At 63.1% G+C, this 18,593-nt stretch carries 14 protein-coding genes and 2 pseudogenes; 4 read left to right on the forward strand and 12 right to left on the reverse strand.

The genetic code is table 11. The features are described from left to right. Positions 1-137: 137 nt before the first annotated feature. Positions 138-224: pseudogene (locus GVK32_RS28970) on the reverse strand (DUF4865 family protein); the annotation flags it as partial. Positions 225-339: 115 nt separating this feature from the next. Here GVK32_RS28970 and GVK32_RS24665 point away from each other — a divergent pair. After that, positions 340-1,032 (forward strand): annotated as a pseudogene (locus GVK32_RS24665) (LysR family transcriptional regulator); the annotation flags it as partial. Positions 1,033-1,081: 49 nt separating this feature from the next. On the opposite strand, the gene GVK32_RS24670 reads toward GVK32_RS24665, so the two are convergent. The 5 genes from GVK32_RS24670 to GVK32_RS24690 form a co-directional block, all read right to left on the reverse strand. Continuing rightward, the gene (locus GVK32_RS24670; RefSeq protein ID WP_159873044.1) at positions 1,082-2,272 is read right to left on the reverse strand and encodes a cytochrome c biogenesis protein/redoxin; all 1,191 of its coding nucleotides are present in this window, start codon (positions 2,270-2,272) and stop codon (positions 1,082-1,084) included. Positions 2,273-2,357: 85 nt separating this feature from the next. After that, positions 2,358-3,719, reverse strand: a complete 1,362-nt coding sequence (locus GVK32_RS24675) for an ATP-binding protein (protein WP_159873046.1) — start codon at positions 3,717-3,719, stop codon at positions 2,358-2,360. Beyond that, a complete protein-coding gene (locus GVK32_RS24680) occupies positions 3,716-4,453 on the reverse strand; it encodes a response regulator (RefSeq protein WP_159873048.1) in 738 nt (245 codons plus the stop codon). Before GVK32_RS24680 ends, GVK32_RS24675 begins: the two co-directional genes overlap by 4 nt. Before the next feature lie 84 nt (positions 4,454-4,537). After that, positions 4,538-5,530: an alpha/beta fold hydrolase gene (locus GVK32_RS24685; RefSeq protein WP_159873050.1), complete on the reverse strand. Its 993-nt coding sequence runs from the start codon at positions 5,528-5,530 to the stop codon at positions 4,538-4,540. Between the two features lie 170 nt (positions 5,531-5,700). Then, entirely contained in the window at positions 5,701-6,489 is a 789-nt protein-coding gene (locus GVK32_RS24690) for an SDR family oxidoreductase (RefSeq protein WP_159873052.1), read from the reverse strand. 118 nt (positions 6,490-6,607) lie between these two features. On the opposite strand from GVK32_RS24690, the gene GVK32_RS24695 reads away from it, so the two are divergent. Then, complete coding sequence (locus GVK32_RS24695; protein WP_159873054.1) at positions 6,608-7,162, forward strand: TetR/AcrR family transcriptional regulator; 555 nt, start codon at positions 6,608-6,610, stop codon at positions 7,160-7,162. Here the strand turns inward: GVK32_RS24695 and GVK32_RS24700 are convergent. Next, the gene (locus GVK32_RS24700; protein WP_159873056.1) at positions 7,159-7,899 is read right to left on the reverse strand and encodes a glutamine amidotransferase; all 741 of its coding nucleotides are present in this window, start codon (positions 7,897-7,899) and stop codon (positions 7,159-7,161) included. The genes GVK32_RS24695 and GVK32_RS24700 overlap by 4 nt on opposite strands. A 190-nt stretch (positions 7,900-8,089) precedes the next feature. Between GVK32_RS24700 and GVK32_RS24705 the strand changes: the two genes are divergently transcribed. Then, on the forward strand, positions 8,090-8,656 hold the full coding sequence (locus GVK32_RS24705) for a TetR/AcrR family transcriptional regulator (protein ID WP_159873058.1): 567 nt from the start codon (positions 8,090-8,092) through the stop codon (positions 8,654-8,656). A gap of 66 nt (positions 8,657-8,722) precedes the next feature. Beyond that, the gene (locus GVK32_RS24710; RefSeq protein ID WP_159873060.1) at positions 8,723-9,469 is read left to right on the forward strand and encodes an SDR family NAD(P)-dependent oxidoreductase; all 747 of its coding nucleotides are present in this window, start codon (positions 8,723-8,725) and stop codon (positions 9,467-9,469) included. Positions 9,470-9,505: 36 nt separating this feature from the next. On the opposite strand, the gene mrdA is transcribed toward GVK32_RS24710, so the two are convergent. The 5 genes from mrdA to GVK32_RS24735 form a co-directional block, all read right to left on the reverse strand. After that, positions 9,506-11,431, reverse strand: a complete 1,926-nt coding sequence (gene mrdA, locus GVK32_RS24715; protein ID WP_200842938.1) for a penicillin-binding protein 2 — start codon at positions 11,429-11,431, stop codon at positions 9,506-9,508. Between the two features lie 216 nt (positions 11,432-11,647). Further along, the gene (gene atzF, locus GVK32_RS24720; RefSeq protein ID WP_159873062.1) at positions 11,648-13,444 is read right to left on the reverse strand and encodes an allophanate hydrolase; all 1,797 of its coding nucleotides are present in this window, start codon (positions 13,442-13,444) and stop codon (positions 11,648-11,650) included. Continuing rightward, on the reverse strand, positions 13,441-17,046 hold the full coding sequence (gene uca, locus GVK32_RS24725) for an urea carboxylase (protein WP_159873064.1): 3,606 nt from the start codon (positions 17,044-17,046) through the stop codon (positions 13,441-13,443). The genes atzF and uca overlap by 4 nt, the downstream gene beginning before the upstream one ends. 168 nt (positions 17,047-17,214) lie before the next feature. Then, positions 17,215-17,850 (reverse strand): urea amidolyase associated protein UAAP2, encoded by a 636-nt coding sequence (locus GVK32_RS24730; RefSeq protein WP_041145463.1) that lies wholly within the window; start codon positions 17,848-17,850, stop codon positions 17,215-17,217. A gap of 10 nt (positions 17,851-17,860) precedes the next feature. Next, positions 17,861-18,589, reverse strand: a complete 729-nt coding sequence (locus GVK32_RS24735) for an urea amidolyase associated protein UAAP1 (RefSeq protein ID WP_159873066.1) — start codon at positions 18,587-18,589, stop codon at positions 17,861-17,863. Between the last annotated feature and the right edge of the window lie 4 nt (positions 18,590-18,593).

Consider the following 18,593-nt stretch of genomic DNA (forward strand, 5'->3'; position numbering starts at 1 on the left):
TTTACGGGCCGTAAGTAATCCATAGATGCAAATGTCAGATTGCTATGCGCCTGTTAGGGCGCGGCTGGTAACAGAGCCTTATAGGCGCATATGAAAAACCTCCGGCTATGCCGGAGGATATTTATTTTTACGCCTCTCCTCGCGCCGCCGTCGCCAATGCGGCGCTCAATAATCGATATATCGTAGTCGGCGGGCAGCGTAAAACGATATTGCATAACGATCATGGTCACTCCGAGGGGAATGTTGACGTTGGGGCCAGTGTGGTGCCACAGTACCTTCCCGAAAATCGAATAATTCAGGAGTCATCATCCTGAATAAGAGGATGATTATGGAAAGCTCATGCCGCCAGCGCTGGATCTCGATGCGCTACGCACCTTTGTGACCGGGATCGAACGCGGCAGCTTTGCCCAGGCGGCGATGCGCCTGTCGCGCTCCACCTCGGCGGTCAGCGCTCAGCTTAAGAAGCTGGAGATGCAGTGCGACGCCGGGCTGGTGATGAAACAGGGCCGCCACCTGGCGCTCACCGCCGAGGGTGAAAAGCTGATGGGCTATGCCCGGCGCCTGCTGGAGCTCAACGATGAGACCCTGGGCGCCCTCAAAGGTGAACGGCTGAGCGGCGAAATCCGCATCGGGATGCAGGAGGATTTTGGCGAATCCCTGATGCCGGGGATCCGCGGCCAGTTTAAGCGCCACCACCCGCAGTTGCGGATCGTCGCCAGGGGGGGCCGCAATCTTCCCCTGCGTCAGGCGCTGGCGGAGTGCGCGCTGGATATGGCGCTGCTGTGGCAAGCCGGCAACGCCGGGCAAACCTTAGGTCAGTGCCCGCTGGAGTGGATTTATCATCCGGACCTCGACGTCGCCGCCCTGCTGGCCGCGGGCGAACCGCTTCCGCTGGTGATGTTTGAAAGCCCGTGCCTGATGCGATCCAGGGCCATCGCTGCGCTCGATGCGGCGGCCATTGCGTGGCAGGTGATGTTTGTAAGCCACAGCCTCAGCGGGGTCTGGGCGGCGCTGAGCGGACTAACCTCTAGGTGACAATGTCACTTATCCATTACCGGCGGCGTGTCGTCTGCGGTTTAATTCAGGTTCTCGCCTCGCGCAATAGCTGCTGGATAACCAGCTCCTGGCGAGCGTAATCCCCTTCGCCAAAGGCGGTGTAGCGCAGCTGGCCGCGGGCATCAAAGATGTAGTGCGCAGGCCAGTAGCGGTTGCCGAAGGCGTTCCAGATGGCGTAGGTATTATCCGCCACCACCGGATACGGCAGCCGCCATTTCGCCACCGCCTCCCGCAGCGCCGGGAGCGAGCGCTCCCACGGATACTCCGGGGTATGCACGCCGATCGTCACCAGCCCCTGCCCGCGATACTTATTCGCCCAGTCGCGCACGTACGGCAGGGTATGCTGGCAGTTAATGCAATCCCGGGTCCAGAAATCGATGAGTACCACCTTCCCCTTCAGCGCTTCCCCGTTCAGCGGCCCGGAGTTAATCCACGCCGTTCCCCCGGCCAGGGAGGGCATTGCGCTGGTTGGCTGTGCGGCGACGATCGGCCGCAGAACGGTTTTTTGCGGCGGCTGCGGCAGCGCGGCGCTCAGCCGCTGTTCAAGGCGATTGGTCAGGCTGCTGGCGCCCTGCAGATAGCTATCCGCGCCGCTGGCGATCAGCGCCACCGAAGCCAGAATACCAGCACCGGCAAGCTGGCGCAGGCGCTGGGTTAAGGCCAGCCCGCTACGCAGGCGGGCAGCCAAACGTGAGCCAAACAGCCGCAGCAGCGCCAGCATCAGCGCGCAGCCGCTGCCGTAGGCGGCCAGCAGCAGGCCGGTCGTTGCCGGGCTGGCGCTCACAACGGCGAGGCTCAGGATCGCCCCAAGTACCGGCCCGGCGCAGGGCGCCCACAGCAGGCCGATGGCGAGACCGGCGAACAGCGCCGCGGCGCCTGCGCTGCGGCGGTAGCTGTGGTCGTTGAGGCGGTTCCCCAGCGCCACCAGCGGCGACGTCAGGCGCTGCGCGACGCGCGTCGACAGCAGGCTCAGGCCCACCGCTGCGAGGAACATCAGCGCCAGCCAGCGCCCGGCGATGGTCAGGCTCACCACCTGCTCATTCGCCACCGTGACCAGCAGCGACACGCCGGTAAACATCAGCACCATCCCACAGAGCATCAGCGCCAGATGGCCCGGTCTGCCGCGAACGTTTGCGAAAATAAGCGGGATAACCGGTAAGGTACAGGGGCTCAGCAGCGTCAGCATGCCGGCAAAAAAAGCAATCAGGACGGACATAATCATTCTCCTCGTCGTGCGATAGCGGCCAACGGCGGCAGCAAACGCATTACAACAGGCGAATGTATGGGCAACGTGTCGGGAACTAGGGGGTTTTGTCTGCCAGGTTGTCGGCGACGGCGTCAGATACACAAGCATACAAAGCCCCGGCATCGAGAATAAGAGAAGCCGCAAGCCCGCCCCGCTCGCCGTTGCGTAACAGCAGCTTCCCCTGCATCTGCGCCGCCAGCTGAGCGGCGATAGCCAGCCCTAAGCCGGTTCCACCGCTATCGCGGTTGCGGGAGTTCTCCAGGCGATAGAACGGCTGCAGCACAGCCTCCAGCGCCTCCTCCGGGATCCCGGGCCCGTCGTCCCGCACCTCAATACAAACGTCGCCGTTTGCCCGAAATTCGAGGGTGATTTCTACGCTATCGCCGAACTTCAGTCCGTTATCAATAAGGTTAGTCATGATGCGCTTCAGCGCCTGGGGCTGGATCAGCAGCGTATCGGCGCCCGCGGTGGGCTGAAAAATGACCGGACGGCCGACGTCGGCATAATCGCAGGCAATGCTGTCGAGGAATGCATTCAGGCTCATCCGCTGGCGCTTCTCCTCCAGCGGCTGAGCCGAGCGGGCAAAGGCGATCCCCTCCCTGACCAGGCGGGTCATGTTATCAAGGTCCTGCAGCAGCTTGTCGCGCAACTCCGGCAGATCCGCCATTTCAACCCGCAGCTTCATCCGCGTAATAGGCGTTTGCAGGTCGTGAGAAATCGCCGCGAGGATCCGCGCCCGCTCCTCGAGATGATCGTGGATCCGCGTCTGCATGGCGTTAAAGGCGCGGGCGGCATGCTGCACCTCCACGGGCCCCTTCTCCGCCAGGGTACCGGGGGCGTTTGTCGTCGGCTCGAGGGCGTCAATGGCGCGGGTAAAACGGGTCATCGGGCGCACCACCTGGCGAACCGCGTACCAGGCGCAAAACAGCAGCAGCAAAAACTGGATAAGCAGCACTGCCGGCAGCCAACGGGCAATCACCGGCAGGCGCGGCCATAGGTCGATGCTCAGCGGCGCGCCGTCGTGGAGAGTGATGTGGGCCTGAATATGCTCCCGCGGGCCGGGTACGGCGATGATGCTCAGCGGATAGCGGCCGCTCAGGGTCTCCTGCAGCGAGCGCACCGCGTCGCGGGAGCGCCAGCTAGTAGGATAGACCCCGCTTTCGCCTGCCGCCAGCCGGTAGCGGTAGTTGCCGCGCGCCAGCCGGGCCAGCCACTGCGGGCGCTCGGCGGCCGGCAGTCGGTCAAGAATCGCCACGCTGGTGGCAACATCGTACTGCAGGTTGCCCAGCATCACGCTGCGGGCGCTGCTCATCCGTTCATAGAACAGCAGCGAAAAGGTGAGCGCGTTAGCCAGCAGTAAGGCAAAGAAAATCATCAGCATCAGCCGGGACTGCAGCGAGCCGGGCCAGAGCTTCACTCGCGCGCCTCGCGAATAGAGACCGGCACGGAGAGCACGTAGCCTTCGCTGCGCACGGTTTTGATATAGGCCGGCTCGCGCGCGTCTTCACGCAGCCGCTGGCGCAGGCGGCTGACCAGCAGGTCGATGGAGCGCTCAAACAGCTCCGCATCACGGCCCTGAGTCAAATTCAGCAGCTGGTCGCGGTTCATCACCCGCTGCGGATGGTCGAGAAACACCCGCAGCAGGCGGTATTCCGCACCGCTCAACGCAACGAGGGTACCGCTGTCGTCCAGCAGATGGCGCGCGGAGGTGTCCAGCAGCCAGCTGCCGAAAGCGATAAGCCGACCGGCCTCGGTAATTTGCAGATTGGGCGGCAGCGCCCGCGTGCGGCGTAAAATGGCCTTAATCCGCGCCAGCAGCTCGCGGGCGACAAAAGGCTTCACCAGATAGTCGTCAGCCCCCATCTCGAGGCCGAGTATCCGGTCGCTGTCGTCGGTGCGGGCGGTCAGCATCAGCACCGGAATGTCCTGCCGCCCGCCGCGGAGCTGGCGGCAGAGAACCAGTCCGTCGTCGCCGGGCAGCATAATATCCAGCACGATCAGATCCACCTGGTGGGCCTGCAGGACCGCCCACATCGCCTTGCCGTTGGCCGCCCCGGTCGCCCGATATCCCGATTTATTCAGATAGGTGGTGACCAGCTCGCGAATGTCGCGATCGTCATCGACAACCAAAATATGGTCAATATGTTCCACTGCAGGCTCCGCTAAGAATGGATTCAACTCAAAAAGAATATGCGCTGGCGCCGGAAGCGCAAACCACACTTCCCGGCGCCCGGCCTACAGGCGGTCGGCATCAACTACCGCCTGCACGAAATGAGTCGGATCCTCCTGCGGCGGATTGTGTCCGATATTGCCCGTAAAATCGCGGTGTTGATATCTGCCGCTAAATTTCGCTCGGTAGCTTGCCGCCGCCGGATGCGGCGCGCCGTTATTGTCACCTTCGATAGTGATGGTCGGGACGCTGATGGCGGGCAGCTGCGCCAGCTTTTGCTCATAGGCGGCGTACTTCTGTTCGCCCTTCTCAATACCCAGCCGCCAGCGATAGTTGCTGATAGTCACGGCAACGTGATCCGGGTTATCCAGCGCCCGGGCGCTTTTCTCAAACGCGCCATCGCTAAACTTCCAGCCAGGAGAGGCCTGGCGCCAGATCAGCTTTGCGAAGTCATGAGTGTTCTGACGGTAGCCCTGCTGGCCGCGCTCGGTGGCGAAGTAGAACTGATACCACCACGACAGCTCCGCCTGCGGCAGCAGCGGTTTTGCGCCAATCTGCTGGCTGCTAATCAGATACCCGCTCACCGAAACCAGCGACTTCACCCGCTCCGGCCACAGCGCGGCAACGATATCCGCCGTGCGCGCGCCCCAGTCAAACCCGGCGATGTCGGCATGTTTGATTTTTAAGGCGTCCATTAGATGCACGATGTCGGCCGCCATGGCGGAAGGCTGGCCGTTACGCGGCGTCTCCGGCGAGAGAAAGCGCGTGGTGCCATAGCCGCGCAGATACGGCACAATCACCCGAAACCCTTTTTGCGCCAGCGCCGGTGCGACGCGAGCATAGCTTTGAATATCGTACGGCCAGCCGTGTAGGAGGATAACCGCCTGACCATCGCGCGGCCCGATATCGACATAACCGATATTCAGATCGCCGGCGTTGATTTGCCGTATGGTGTTAAAGCCGCCGCTATCTTCTGCAGCACAAACGCTTGCGGAGACCAGCGCTGAGGCGGCCAGCGCCAGCGCCGCACAATGACGGGTGAAAGGTGTGATGTTCATCAGAATGCCTCTTGTGGGTTGAATGACGTACACAGCAAAACACGGCGATGTATCTGCTCTATACGTCAGACAAGACCATTTTGTCGCACCCTGTATCGCCGGACGGCTCTGATACACGGTGATACAAAAGTCGCGACAAGAGGCGAAGGAAAAAAGGCCGTAACGGCGTTTTAGCCGAGGGAGAGATAGCGCGGCGCCGGTTCCGACTGCGCAAAACCGGGCAGCATCGTCAGGCGCGCCGCATTGAGAGCGTTCCACTGCGCTTCATCGTGCAGCGGCGGAATGGTGACAAATTCACGGCGATCGAAACCCGCCAACGCCGCATCCACCAGCTTATCCACCGCCATCACGCCGGGAATGGCATCAACATCTTTGCCGCTATGCTGCCAAATCTCGGTGCGGGTCGCCGCCGGCAGCACCGCCTGGACGTAGACGCCCCTGGCGGCCAGCTCGACGTTGAGGCCCTGAGAGAGAAACAGCACAAAGGCTTTGGTTGCGCCATACACGGTCAGGCCCATTTCCGGTGCCAGTCCGACCACCGAGGCAATGTTGACTATCGTCCCTTCGCCCGCGGCCGCCAGTCGGGGCGCGATAGCATGAGCCAGCCGGGTCACCGCCGTCACGTTGAGGGCAATCAGCCGGGCGATCTCCTCGCTGCTTTGGCTGAGGAAGTCGCCGGGAATAGAGGTGCCGGCATTGTTGATCAGCACGCCGATGCGCGTATCTTCCTGCAGACGCTGCTCGACGGCGGCAATGTCGTCATTGTTCGTCAGATCGGCGGCTAAAATGTCCACCTGCACCCCGGTCTCGCTGCGCAGACGCTGGGCCAGCGCGGTAAGGCGTTCGGTATTGCGCGCGACGAGAACCAGATCGTGGCCGCGTTGGGCAAAGCGTTCGGCGTAGACTGCGCCAATCCCGGTCGATGCGCCGGTTACCAGTACGGCTGATTTGCTGCTCATTCTGTACTCTCCTGGATTTATACATGATGATTATCATGAATAATGTCACAGGCTGGGTATGCTGTAAATAATGTTATATGATGGTTATCATAAATAATTTTCAGCGCGGAATAACGCCATGAGAGTGAGCAGAAAACAGGTCGAAGAGAATAAGCAGACAATCCTTGCCGCCGCCGGTCGTCTGTTTCGCGAGCGGGGTTTTGATGCGGTCACGGTCACCGATATCATGAAATCAGCGGGTCTTACCCACGGCGGATTTTACGGCTACTTCAAATCGAAGGATGAGCTGATCGCCCTGACCCTGGCGGAGCTGCAGGCGGCGACCGGCGCCGTTGAAAACGGCAGCGCGCCGCAAATCGAACGCTACCTCTCCCCTGAGCATCGGGACAACTTTGCCAGCGGCTGCCCGCTGGCGGCGCTGGCTGCCGACACCATCCGCCAGTCAGAGCCGGCCCGGAGCGAAATGACCGCCGGGCTGAAGCAGCAGATAGCCAATCTGAGCAAGACCGTTAACGGGGAAGATGACGCGGCGAAGCGCCGCGCGGCCGTCGGCAGCTGGTCGGCGATGGTCGGGGCGGTGATTCTGGCGCGAATGACCAGCGATCCGGCGCTCTCGGACGAAATTCTTCGCGAAACGGCGGCCTGGCTGCAGGAGAAAGCGCCGCAGGCTTAAGCCGTTGGGCGATCCGAGGTCAGATAGCGAGCGACAAAGCGGGTCAAAATCGCCGAGGCCACCGGACTCTCCTCCACCGCACCGCTCAGCCTGTCCGGGTCAATCCCCTCACTGCGCAGCACCGCCTGGCGGTAGTAAATCAGCGAGCGGGCAATCTCCGGGGTGATTTCGGGGTGGAACTGGGTCGACAGCGCGTGGGCGCCGTAGCGAACGATCTGATGCGGATCGTGCTCGGACGAAGCCAGCACCGTCGCTCCCTGCGGCAGTTTGGTCACCGTTTGCAGGTGCGTCAGGTGGGCGCTGAAGGGCTCGGGATGGTCGGCAATCAGGCTATCGTCAAGGCCAGCGGCCGAGAGCGAAATAGTTTTGCTCCCGGTTTCGCGCCCGGCCGGATGGTAATCTACCTCGCCGCCCAGCGCGTGGGCCATCAGCTGATGACCGTAGCAGACGCCAAACAACGGCATCTCGATGGTCATCGCGGCGCGGATCCACTCCGCGGTCATCTCGCTCCACGCCAGGCGATCCGTCACCATATCCCAGGAGCCGGTGATCACCGCCACCGTATCATTATTCGGTGCCGGAAGCGGCTCGCCGGCAAATACGCGCACCGCGCTGATTTGCTCCCGCCACGGCGCCAGCAGGTCGGTGAACCATCGCGGCAGGTCGCCGTGATCGGCGATAATCTCCTGCGGCGGCGTGCCGGTCTGCACAATAAGCAGCTTGTTTCTCAATGCCATTACCTTTTCCCTCAATGCTTACCCCACGCTTCACTATGGAGAAAAGCGGCGGTTTCGGCAAATAACCAATATCTATGAGTCACGCCGTGCGGGAATAAAGGTGGCGGATGGCCTACCTCAACCGGAGTCGCACAAAACGGCAAAGAATCATTCTTGACCGTTCAGTCCGGAAAGAACTACAGTGGCGGCTATGGCGAGAAATAAAGCATTCGATGAACACGAGGTGCTGGAGCAGGCGATTAAGGTATTTGCCGATCGCGGATTCAGCGGAGCCTCTACCGATACCCTGCTCAAAGCGATGGGCATTAGCCGTCAGAGCCTCTATGACACCTTTGGCGACAAACGTCAGCTCTATCTGCGGGCGCTCTCGCGCTATACCGACGATAGCGTGAGCGACATTATCCGCAGCATGGCGCAGGTGACGTCGGCAAAGGCGGCGCTGGCCCATGCGCTGGTGACGTTCGCCCGGCGTCCGGGTGAAGAGGGCTGCCTTGGCGTCAGCGCGATCTGCGAATTTGGCGTCAGCGACCCGGAAATCGTGGCCACTGGCGAGTTGGCCTCGCGGCGCTTGCTGGCAGCGCTGGAGGCGCGGATCCATCAGGGGCAACAAAGCGGCGAGATAGACACTCATCTTGCGCCGGACGCCACGGCCCGCTATCTGGGCACCCTGTTGAACGGTCTGAAAGTCAGCGCCCGCGCCGGCGCGCCGGCGGAAAGCCTGCGACAAACCATCGATATCGCCCTGAGGAATCTGTAACCGCTCCCCTGCGGGGAGCTTTTTTTGGCCTAATTCTGGACTAATCAATCCAGAAAGGAGTAAGCGATGAAAAAAGCAACACTCAGCGGCAAAACGGCGCTGGTCATTGGCGGTTCACGCGGTATTGGCGCCGCCATCGTAGAGAAGCTGGCCACCGACGGCGCCGCGGTCGTCTTTACGTGGATTACCCCTTCCGCGCAGGTTGAGCAGCGGCTGGCGGATTTTCAGCGGGTGGGGAACAACGTGCAGGCTCTGCAGGCCGACAGCGCCGACCCGGCCGCGCTCGCCGAAGCCGTCAATCGCGCGGCAGCGCTCCTCGGCGGGCTGGATATCCTGGTGTACAACGCCGGCATGTTGAAAACCGGCACCGTTGACGACTTTTCGCTGAGCGATTTTGACCGCATGTATGCTGTCAACGTTCGCGGCCCGTTCGTGGCGGTGAAGGCCGCCCTGGCCCATCTGCGCCGCGGCGGGCGCATTATCACCACCGGCAGCATTGCCGCCGAAAAAGCCGGAGCGCCGGGCTCAACGGTCTACGGTTTGACCAAAGCGGCGGTGGCGCGCATGGTCAGGGGGCTGGCGTGGGATTTAGCCGAACGCGGCATTACGGTGAATGACGTCCAGCCCGGGCCGGTTATCAGCGATATGACGCCGGGCACCGGCGCTATCGGCCAGTGGCTGCGCGACGCGAACCCACAAAAACGGCTCGGCAACCCGGAGGAAGTGGCAAACCTGGTGAGCTGGCTTGCCGGGCCCGGCTCCTCCTACGTTAACGGCGCCGGACTCAAAGTTGACGGTGGCTTTACCGCCTGAAGGCGTGCCCGACCGCCGCAGCGGCCGGGCCCTGTCCTACTGCGCGTCGACGCTATCGACCTGAGGGACGTTAGCCTGCGCGCCGCCCTCTGCCGCCGCCGGCGCGTTAGCCGGGTCGAAGATATGATCAAGAATGGCGCGCGCCGTAGGTCCTGCCACCACGCCGTCGCCGCCGCCGTTCTCAAGGATCAGCGCCATCGCCACCCGCGGATGCTGATACGGGGCAAACAGGGTATAGAAAATGTGGTCACGCAGCCTGACCGGGATCATTTTCGCATTGTAGGTCTGGTTCTCCTTCAGGCTGAAGACCTGAGAGGTGCCGGACTTCGCGGCGATCTGATACGGCGCGGTGTGGAACAGTTTGTAGCCGGTGCCGTTTGGCAGATTGGCCATGCCGTACATCCCGTTGCGCACAATCCCCCAGTACGGCGATTTCGGATCGCCCACCTGCGGCGCGTTTTGCGGCGGCTGATAGCGCTCAACCTTATTGCCGCGCTTCATGGAGTGGAGCAGATGCGGGTTCTTCACCTTGCCGTTGTTGATCAGCGTCGTCAGCGCTTTCACCATCTGAATCGGGGTGGCAATCCAGTAGCCCTGGCCGATACCGACCGAGATAGTATCCCCTTGATACCACGGTTTCTTATGAATCCGCTGCTTCCATTCGCGGCTCGGTAGCACCCCCGAATACTCTTCATTGAGATCGATCCCGGTCGGCTGGCCGTAGCCAAACTTGCTCAGCCAGGTGTGAATCCGGTCGATCCCCATCTCAAAGGCCACCTGATAGAAGAAGGTATCCGCCGACTCTTCAATGGCCTTGGTAACGTTGAGCATGCCGTGGCCGGTTTTCAGCCAGTCGCGGTAGCGACGCTGGGTGCCGGGCAGCGTCCAGGTCGGCGCGCCGAAGAAGGTGGTGGTGGGCGTAATCACCCCGGCCGAGAGCGCCGAGAGCGCCATATAGGGTTTAACCGTCGACGCCGGCGGGTAGAGCCCCTGGGTGACGCGGTTGATCAGCGGCCGGTCGGCGTTATCGAGCAGCGAACGGTAAGCCTTATAGCCAATGCCTTTCACAAAGGGGTTGGGATCGTAGCTCGGGCTGGAAACCATCGCCAGCACCCCGCCGTCGCGCGGGTCGACCGCCACCACCGCCGCACGCTGCCCCTTGAGCACCGATTCAATGTACTGCTGCAGGTGCAGATCGAGCGTCAGATAGATATTTTTGCCGGCGACCGGTGGCACCTCTTTCAGCAGGCGCACCACCCGCCCGTGGTTATCCACCTCGACCTCCTGGTAGCCGGTGGTACCGTGCAGCTCCTGTTCGTAATAGCCCTCAATGCCCTGCTTGCCGATATTGCGATCGGCGGCATAGTTCTCGGCCTCGCCGTTTTTGGCCAGCCGCTGCAGATCGCTATCGTTAATTTTCGAGACGTAGCCGACAACGTGCGCCAGCTCGGCGCCGTAAGGGTAATCGCGCTGCTGGTAGTTCTCCACGGTTACGCCGGGGAAACGGAATTCGTTGACCGCAAAGCGCGCCACTTCGACGTCGCTGAGCGCGGATTTTAGCGTCACCTCTTTGTAGCGGCTGTTGTGCAGCATATCGTCGCGGAAGCCGGCGATATCATCGGGGGTTAAATCAACGACCGGTGTCAGCTGCTGCAGCAGCGCCTTCATGTCGGCGATCTTGCTGGGGATCACCTGCAGGCGATAGAGGGTGATGTTCTGGACCAGCGGAACGCCGTTGCGGTCGAATATCAACCCGCGGCTCGGCGCGATAGGCAGCATTTTGATATCGTTTTGGTTCGAGCGGGTCTGATAGAAATCGTGCTGCCTGACCTGGAGGCGATAGAGGTTGACGATCAGTATGCTAAAGCAGACCACCACCAGGATAAAAGCCACCACGGCCCGGCGAATAAACAGCATCTCTTCCGCTGAGTGATCGCGAATTTCATCTCTCAATAGAGTCATTGGCGGTAATTCACCTGAGTTTCAATAAGAAGCAAAAAATTAAAAGCGGGGAAGGATAGCCTTATCGGCGCAGGAGCCCTAAGGAAAGGTTGCTAATGAATTGGCAGAAATGTTTCAGCATGTGAGCAACGCGCGCGGGGGACGCGCTCCCTCATATTGTGTGACGCCGTCACTTAACGTTGCCCCTGCGCCGCTCTGGCAGGGGCAACAGGTTGTCTAGCGCGCCAGCCAGGCCCGCCATCCGCCGTAGGCTGTAATATCGGTCGCCCCCTGCAGGCCGTACCCCTCGCAGATAAAGCCGCTGAGCCAGCGCCCGTCCGCCAGCTCCACTTTACCTAATCCTAGCGGAGCTGGGATCGCCGCCAGGAGCGATCCCAGCTCCGCGGAGGGCAGCTCCCACACCTCCACCGCAATGGCCGCCCCGCCGTTTTCGTCCCGCACCATCCCCGGACGCCTGCCGTCGGCCAGCGCGTAGAGGCGATAGCAGGCCGCGCTTTCCGTCGCCGCCAGCAGGCGTCCGCCCCGCTCCCGTAGCTGTCCGTTTAGCGCCAGCCCATCGAGATGCGCGCCGCAGACCACCAGCGCCTGGCGATCGTGGCAGGCGTTAACCGCAGGCGGCTCAGGGGCGATCTGCGCCCCGCCGACCAACGGCAGCGGCTGCACCCGCTGGAAGGCATCGGCCAGCCCGAGTAGGAACTGGTCGGTGAAGGCCCGACCAAATAGCGTCACGCCGGAAGGCAGGCCGTTCGCCAAAAAACCCGTCGGCACGCTGACGGCCGCATAGTCCAGCAAATTCATAAAGTTAGTGTAATAGCCCAGATCGGCGTTGCGCTTTACCGGCTCGGCTTCCAGCTCCGCCAGAGTAACCGGGCGCGGATAGGTCGGCGTCAGGACGCACTCCACGCCGTCGAGCAGCGCATCACACTGCGCCTTATAGGCCTGCAGCTGATACATCGCCTGAAAGGCGGCGACCGCGTCGGCCTGCGGCGCCTTCGCCAGCACGTCGCGGATCACCGGCAGGACCGCCTCCGGCTGCCGTTCAATCAGCGGCCCCGCCACCGCGTAGCGCTCCGCTACCCACGGCCCGTCGTACAGCAGGCTGGCGGCGGCGAGAAACGGCGCCATATCGATGCTCACCGCCACGCCGCCGAGGGCCAGCAGCCGCGCTTTGGCCTGTAAAAACAGCGCTTCACTCTGCGCGCAGCCGAGGAAGTTAAGCGTCTGCGGAACGCCGAAGCGAAAGCCCGGCGCGGGCGCCCCGAAGGCCTGCGCCGCGTTCCACTGCGGATTGCGTCGGCTGTAGGCATCCCGCGGATCGACGGCGGCGGTCAGCGCCAGCAGCCGGCTCGATTCGGCGGCGGTGGCGCTGAAAAAGGTCGTACAGTCGAGCGTCCGGCAGGCCGGCACCACGCCGGCGGTAGAGATCAGCCCTTTGCTGGCCTTCAGCCCGACCAGGTTGTTTAGCGATGCCGGAACCCGCCCGCTGCCGGCGGTATCCGTACCGAGCGCAAAGCTGGCGACGCCGAGCGCTACCGCCAGCGCCGAGCCGGCGCTTGAACCGCCCGACGGATACGCTGGGTGCACGGCGTTGCGGCAGCGCCCGTACGGCGAGCGCGTGCCGTTGAGGCCGGTGGCAAACTGGTCGAGGTTGGTTTTACCGACCGGAACCGCGCCCAGCGAAATCAGCTGAGCCACAATCGTCGCGTCCCGCTCGGCGGTGTAGGCGAACGCCGGACACCCGGCGGTGGTGACGATCCCGGCGAGATCGATATTATCCTTAATCGCAAACGGCACGCCGTACAGCGGCAGGGTCTCCGGCGAGACCCCGTCCAGCGCCGCCAGCCAGGGCTCCTGCTCCTCTGCCGTCAGAATATGAATAAACAGCTGATACTCTGGATTCAGTTCGCTGGCGCGCTGGCGCAGCTCCGCCATCAGCGCCCGGGGCGTCAGCCGACCGTCGCGATAGCCCGTCGCCAGGGTGCCCAGGCGTAAGTCAAAACTGTGCTGATTCATACGTTTTCCTCCATTATTACCGCCACCCGTTGCCCGGCGCGAACCGAGGCCCCCGGCTGGACGTTCACCTCGGCAATCACCCCATCGCAAGGGGCCAGCAGCGGGATCTCCATTTTCATCGACTCCAGCACCAGCAGAACGTCCCCGGCGCGAACCCGGCTGCCCGGCGCGGTTTGCACCTGCCACAGGTTGCCGGAAATTGGGCTTTCTACCCCCTGCTGCCCGCTCTGCAGCGGCGCGTCTGCGCCCTCTTCAACCGCCGCCTCCTGGCTCTCGAAATGCGCCTGACCGCTGGCTATCCAGCGCTCGCGCTCCTCGTTAAACGCCCGCTGCTGGTGCTGGCGGAAGGCGTCAATGCTCGTGGCCTCGCGCTTAAGGAACTGCTGATACTCCGCCAGCCGCAGGGTGCTGTGCTCAATGCGCAGCGGATAGCGGCCGAGCGGAAAATCACGGCGGATCTGCAGCAGCTCTTCGGCGGAGACCGGATAGAAGCGCAGCTGGTCGAAGAAGCGCAGCAGCCACGGCTTGCCGGCAAAATCGGCCACCTCGTGATAGCGATTCCACATTTGCAGGGTGCGGCCGACGAACTGGTAGCCGCCGGGGCCTTCCATGCCATACACGCACAAGTAGGCGCCGCCAATCCCGACCGAGTTTTCCGCCGTCCAGGTGCGCGCCGGGTTGTATTTGGTCGTCACCAGCCGGTGGCGCGGGTCAAGGGGCGTGGCCACCGGCGCGCCGAGATAGACATCCCCCAGCCCCATCACCAGGTAGCTGGCGTCAAACACCGTATCCCAGACCGCACGGTCGTCGGGCAGATCGTTAATCCGCCGGATAAATTCAAGATTGCTGGGGCACCAGGGCGCGTCGCGGCGAACGGTGGTCATATATTTATCAATAGCCTTGCGGCAGGCCGGGTCGTCCCACGACAGCGGCAGGTGCACCACGCGCGTGGGAACCTCGAGATCGTCGCTGACGCACACCGTCGCCCATTCCGCGCGCACCCATGCCAGCAGCGCCTCCAGAGTCAGGGTTTCCGGCTGGAAGTGAACCTGTAAAGAGCGGATCCCTGGCGTCAGATCGATGACCCCCATCCGGGCCTGCGCCTCCAGCGTCTGCATCAGCGCGTGGATGCGAAAGCGCAGAACCAGATCCAGCTCGGCCTCTCCGGCCTCCAGCAGCAGATGGGTATCGCCGGAGAGCCGCGCCACCAGGCGTTTACTGCCTTCCCCGCAGCTCATCACCACCGGCGACGCCAGCGGCGCCGGCTGCCAGCCGATAGCCGCAGGTTCAAGGGTCGCCAGCTCCTCGCGGCGGCCCTGCGCCAGACGACGGGCGGTGGCTAAATCGACCGCCGCAAAGCGCACCTTATCGCCGGCTTTCAGCTGCCCGAGCTGCCACAGGTCGGCCTCAATTACCGTGACCGGGCAGACAAAACCGCCGAGGCTCGGGCCGTCCGGGCCGAGGATCACCGGCATATCACCGGTAAAATCGACCGCTCCGACAGCATAGGGATTATCGTGAATATTCGACGGATGCAGCCCCGCCTCACCGCCGCTGTCGCGCGCCCACAGCGGCTGCGGGCCAATCAGCCGCACGCCGGTACGGCTGGAGTTAAAATGGACCTCCCAATCGGTGGCAAAAAAGGTAGCGATATACTCTGCGGCAAAGAATTCCGGCGCGCCGTGGGGGCCGTAGATCACCCGCAGCGTCCGCACCGCGTCCAGATGGGTCTGCAGCGCAACCGGGAGCATGGCGCCGGCTTCTGCGCCGGGCGTCGGCGCGAGGTGCAGAACGTCGCCGCTGCGCAGCGCGCGTCCGGCGTGACCGCCAAACTGGCCGAGGGTAAAGGTGCTTTTACTGCCTAAATAGTCCGGCACCTGAATGCCGCCGCGCAGGCAGAGGTAGCTGCGCACCCCCGCGCCGCTGACCGGGCCGATTTTCAGCGTCGCGCCGGCGGGAATAGTAAAGACGCGGTTCATCGGCTGGGCCACGCCGTCGAGGGTTATCGCCACCGCCGCGCCGCATATTGCCGCCTCGGCGAGACAGTTAAACTTAAGCGTTGGTCCGCTGAGGGTGATTTCCAGCGCCGCCTCGCCCTGCGGGTTGCCGAGCAGCCGGTTGCCGAGGCGCAGCGCCCGTTCGTCCATCGGCCCCGACGGCGGAACCCCCACCGCCCAGTATCCGAGGCGCCCCGGATAGTCCTGAACGCTGGTCTGGGTCCCGGCGCTCAGCACCTCGACGGTCGCCGCCTGATAATCCAGTTGCTCAAGGCAGCGGGTCCAGGGTTCGCCCTCGGTAAAGGGGGCGAAAGCCAGAATCTGCTGCAGGTAGAGACGATTGGTTTCCACGCCGTACAGCCTGGTTGCCGCCAGCGCTTCGCTGAGACGGGCGATAGCCCGCTCGCGATCGGGCTGCCAGGCGATCGTTTTTGCCAGCATCGGGTCGAAGAACGGCGGCACGTCGCAGCCGGCCTCCACCCAGCGGTCAATTCGCAGGGTTTGCCCATCCGCCGGCGGGAAGGTCGCTTCGCTGAGCAGCCCCGGCGACGGCTGGAACTGACGGCCGGGATCTTCGGCGTAGATCCGCGCCTGAATCGCATGGCCGCGCGGCTGCAGATCCGCCATCAGCCGGGACAGCGGCGGCAAATCCCCCGCCGCCAGGGCGACCATCCAGCGCACCAGGTCGACGCCCCAGACCTGCTCGGTCACGCCGTGCTCCACCTGCAGGCGGGTGTTGACCTCGAGAAAATAGAAGCGCTGCGCCTGGCTGTCGTAAACAAATTCCACCGTCCCGGCGCTGCGGTAGCTGACCGCCTTGCCCAGGGCGATGGCCGCCTCGCACAGCGCCTGCGCCATGCCCTCTGGCAGGTTGGGGGCCGGCGTCTCCTCGATAACCTTCTGGTTACGTCGCTGAATCGAGCAGTCGCGCACGCCCAGGGCGATAACTTCCCCCTGCCCGTCACCAAAGATCTGTACCTCAAGGTGGCGCGCGCGGGAGATATATTTTTCAACGAACACGCCGGCATCGCTAAAGTTGTTCTGCCCGAGGCGGCGGACGGTCTCAAAAGCCTCCGCCAGCTCGCCGGCATCGTGACACACCCGCATGCCGATCCCGCCGCCGCCGGCGGTGCTTTTCAGCATCACCGGATAGCCAATCTCCTGCGCGGCACGACACGCCTCGGCGCTATCGGCCAGCAGCTCGGTTCCTTCCAGCAGCGGCAGGCCCTGCGCTTTAGCCAGCGCCCTGGCGGTATGCTTAAGGCCAAACGTCCGCAGCTGCTGCGGCGTTGGGCCAACGAATACCAGCCCGGCGGCTTCGCAGGCTTCGGCGAAGGCGGCATTTTCCGAGAGGAAACCGTAGCCGGGGTGGATCGCCTCGGCGCCGCTTTGCCGCGCGGCGGCGATGATTTTATCCACCACCAGATAGGTTTGCGCCGCCGGGCCGTCGCCGAGGCTTATCGCTTCATCGGCTTCGCGAATATGCAGGCTGCTGAGATCGGCATCGGAATAGACGGCAACGCCTTTGACCTGCATATCGCGCAGCGTGCGCAGAATTCGGCAGGCGATGGCGCCGCGGTTGGCAATAAGTAGCGTGTTAAACATAAGCGGGACTCACATCATGGCGGGTCGTCCCGCAGCAAAATAGCGTTCTTCCCGGGGTCGTCCTCGGGGCGCGTCGGCGTCAGGATTTGCGCGACGGCGTACTGTTCAGGCGATCGGCGCGTACGGCAAACAGGCGATAGGCCATCAGTCGCCAGCGCTGCCAGCGGGTCAGTTCCATACCAGTACCTCCGCCGGGGTTGGATTCCAGCCGTTGCACGGGTTATTGAGCTGCGGGCAGTTGGAGATCAGCACCATGGCGTTGCACTCCGCGCGCAGCTCGACGTACTTCCCGGCGGCGGAGATACCGTCTTCGAAGGTCAGCCCGCCTTCTTCCGTCACCGGCACGTTCATAAAGAAGTTAATGTTGGCGCCGATATCGCGCTTGTGCAGGCGGCCGTCGTGCAGGCAGGCGCAGAGGAAATTGTCCCGGCAGCTGTGCATATAGCGCTTATCGGCAGCATAGCGCACGGTGTTGCTCTCCTGGGCGCAGGCGCCGCCGAGGGTGTCGTGGCGGCCGCAGGTATCGGCAACGATGGTCAGCAGCGGCCGGCCAAGGTTCGAGAACAGCACGCTGCCGGCGGTCAGATAGACGTTCCCCTGGCGACGCAGCGTGCGCTGCGGATCGTAGCGTTCGCGCGGGTTATCGGCGTTATAAAACAGGGTGTCGATAGCCTGGTTGCCTTCAAGATCGAGCAGGCGCAGGGTTTGCCCTTTCTTCACTTCGAACAGCCAGGGTTCGCCCGCCGGGATCACGTGACGATAAACGGCATCAGCCGGGTTGCGGGGACTGGTAACAAGGCTCATGGTCGGCTCCTCAGAGGGCAAAAAGTTGGGTATTGGCAAACGCGCGCTGGTTTTCATCGCGGGTGAGCAGCGAGGCGACCGCCGCCTGGGCATCGTCAGCATCGAACCAGCTCAGCTGGACCGGACGCGGGGCATATTCCATAGCGGGGTCCTGCGGATGCGGCAGCGCGGTAAGGACAATCAGCACGTCCATCGGCGCAAACAGTTCGACGTAGCGCCCGGCGCTGGAGGGCGCGGCGCAGAAATGGAAGCTGCCGTCGGCGGCGACGGTGACCTTGCTGAAGAAGTTGACCACCATCAGCAGATCCTCCAGGCCCAGATCCCATTTACCCATTTCAACCAGCAGGTTATCGACGCCGTTGCGGTAGTAGCCGTTGCGCAGCTCCTGGTAGCGACCGGCGCCGAACTTGTCTAAGGTCTCTTCGGCGTTGAGCACCCCGCCAAAGGGATCGTGCCAGCCGCTGCTATCGGCGACGATCCCGGCCAGCACGCGGCCCATATCGGAGTAGAAGCAGTGCCCGGCGGTCAGACGCGCGGTGTGCTGCCCTTTCAGGGTATCCGGCAGATTCAGGCGTTCGCTCTTTTCATGCGGATTGAGCATCATCATGCTGACGTTGGCCTCGCCGTCGATGTCGGTCAGGCGCAGGATTTGCCCACGGCGCAGAATAAACGAGGTATGGCCGCCGCCCGGGACAAACTCTTCGCGCAGGCTCGGTGCGGAGTGAAAAAGTGGCTTCATCTGA

It is taken from the genome of Klebsiella sp. 18074, assembly GCF_902705905.1.
Lineage (GTDB): Bacteria > Pseudomonadota > Gammaproteobacteria > Enterobacterales > Enterobacteriaceae > Klebsiella > Klebsiella terrigena.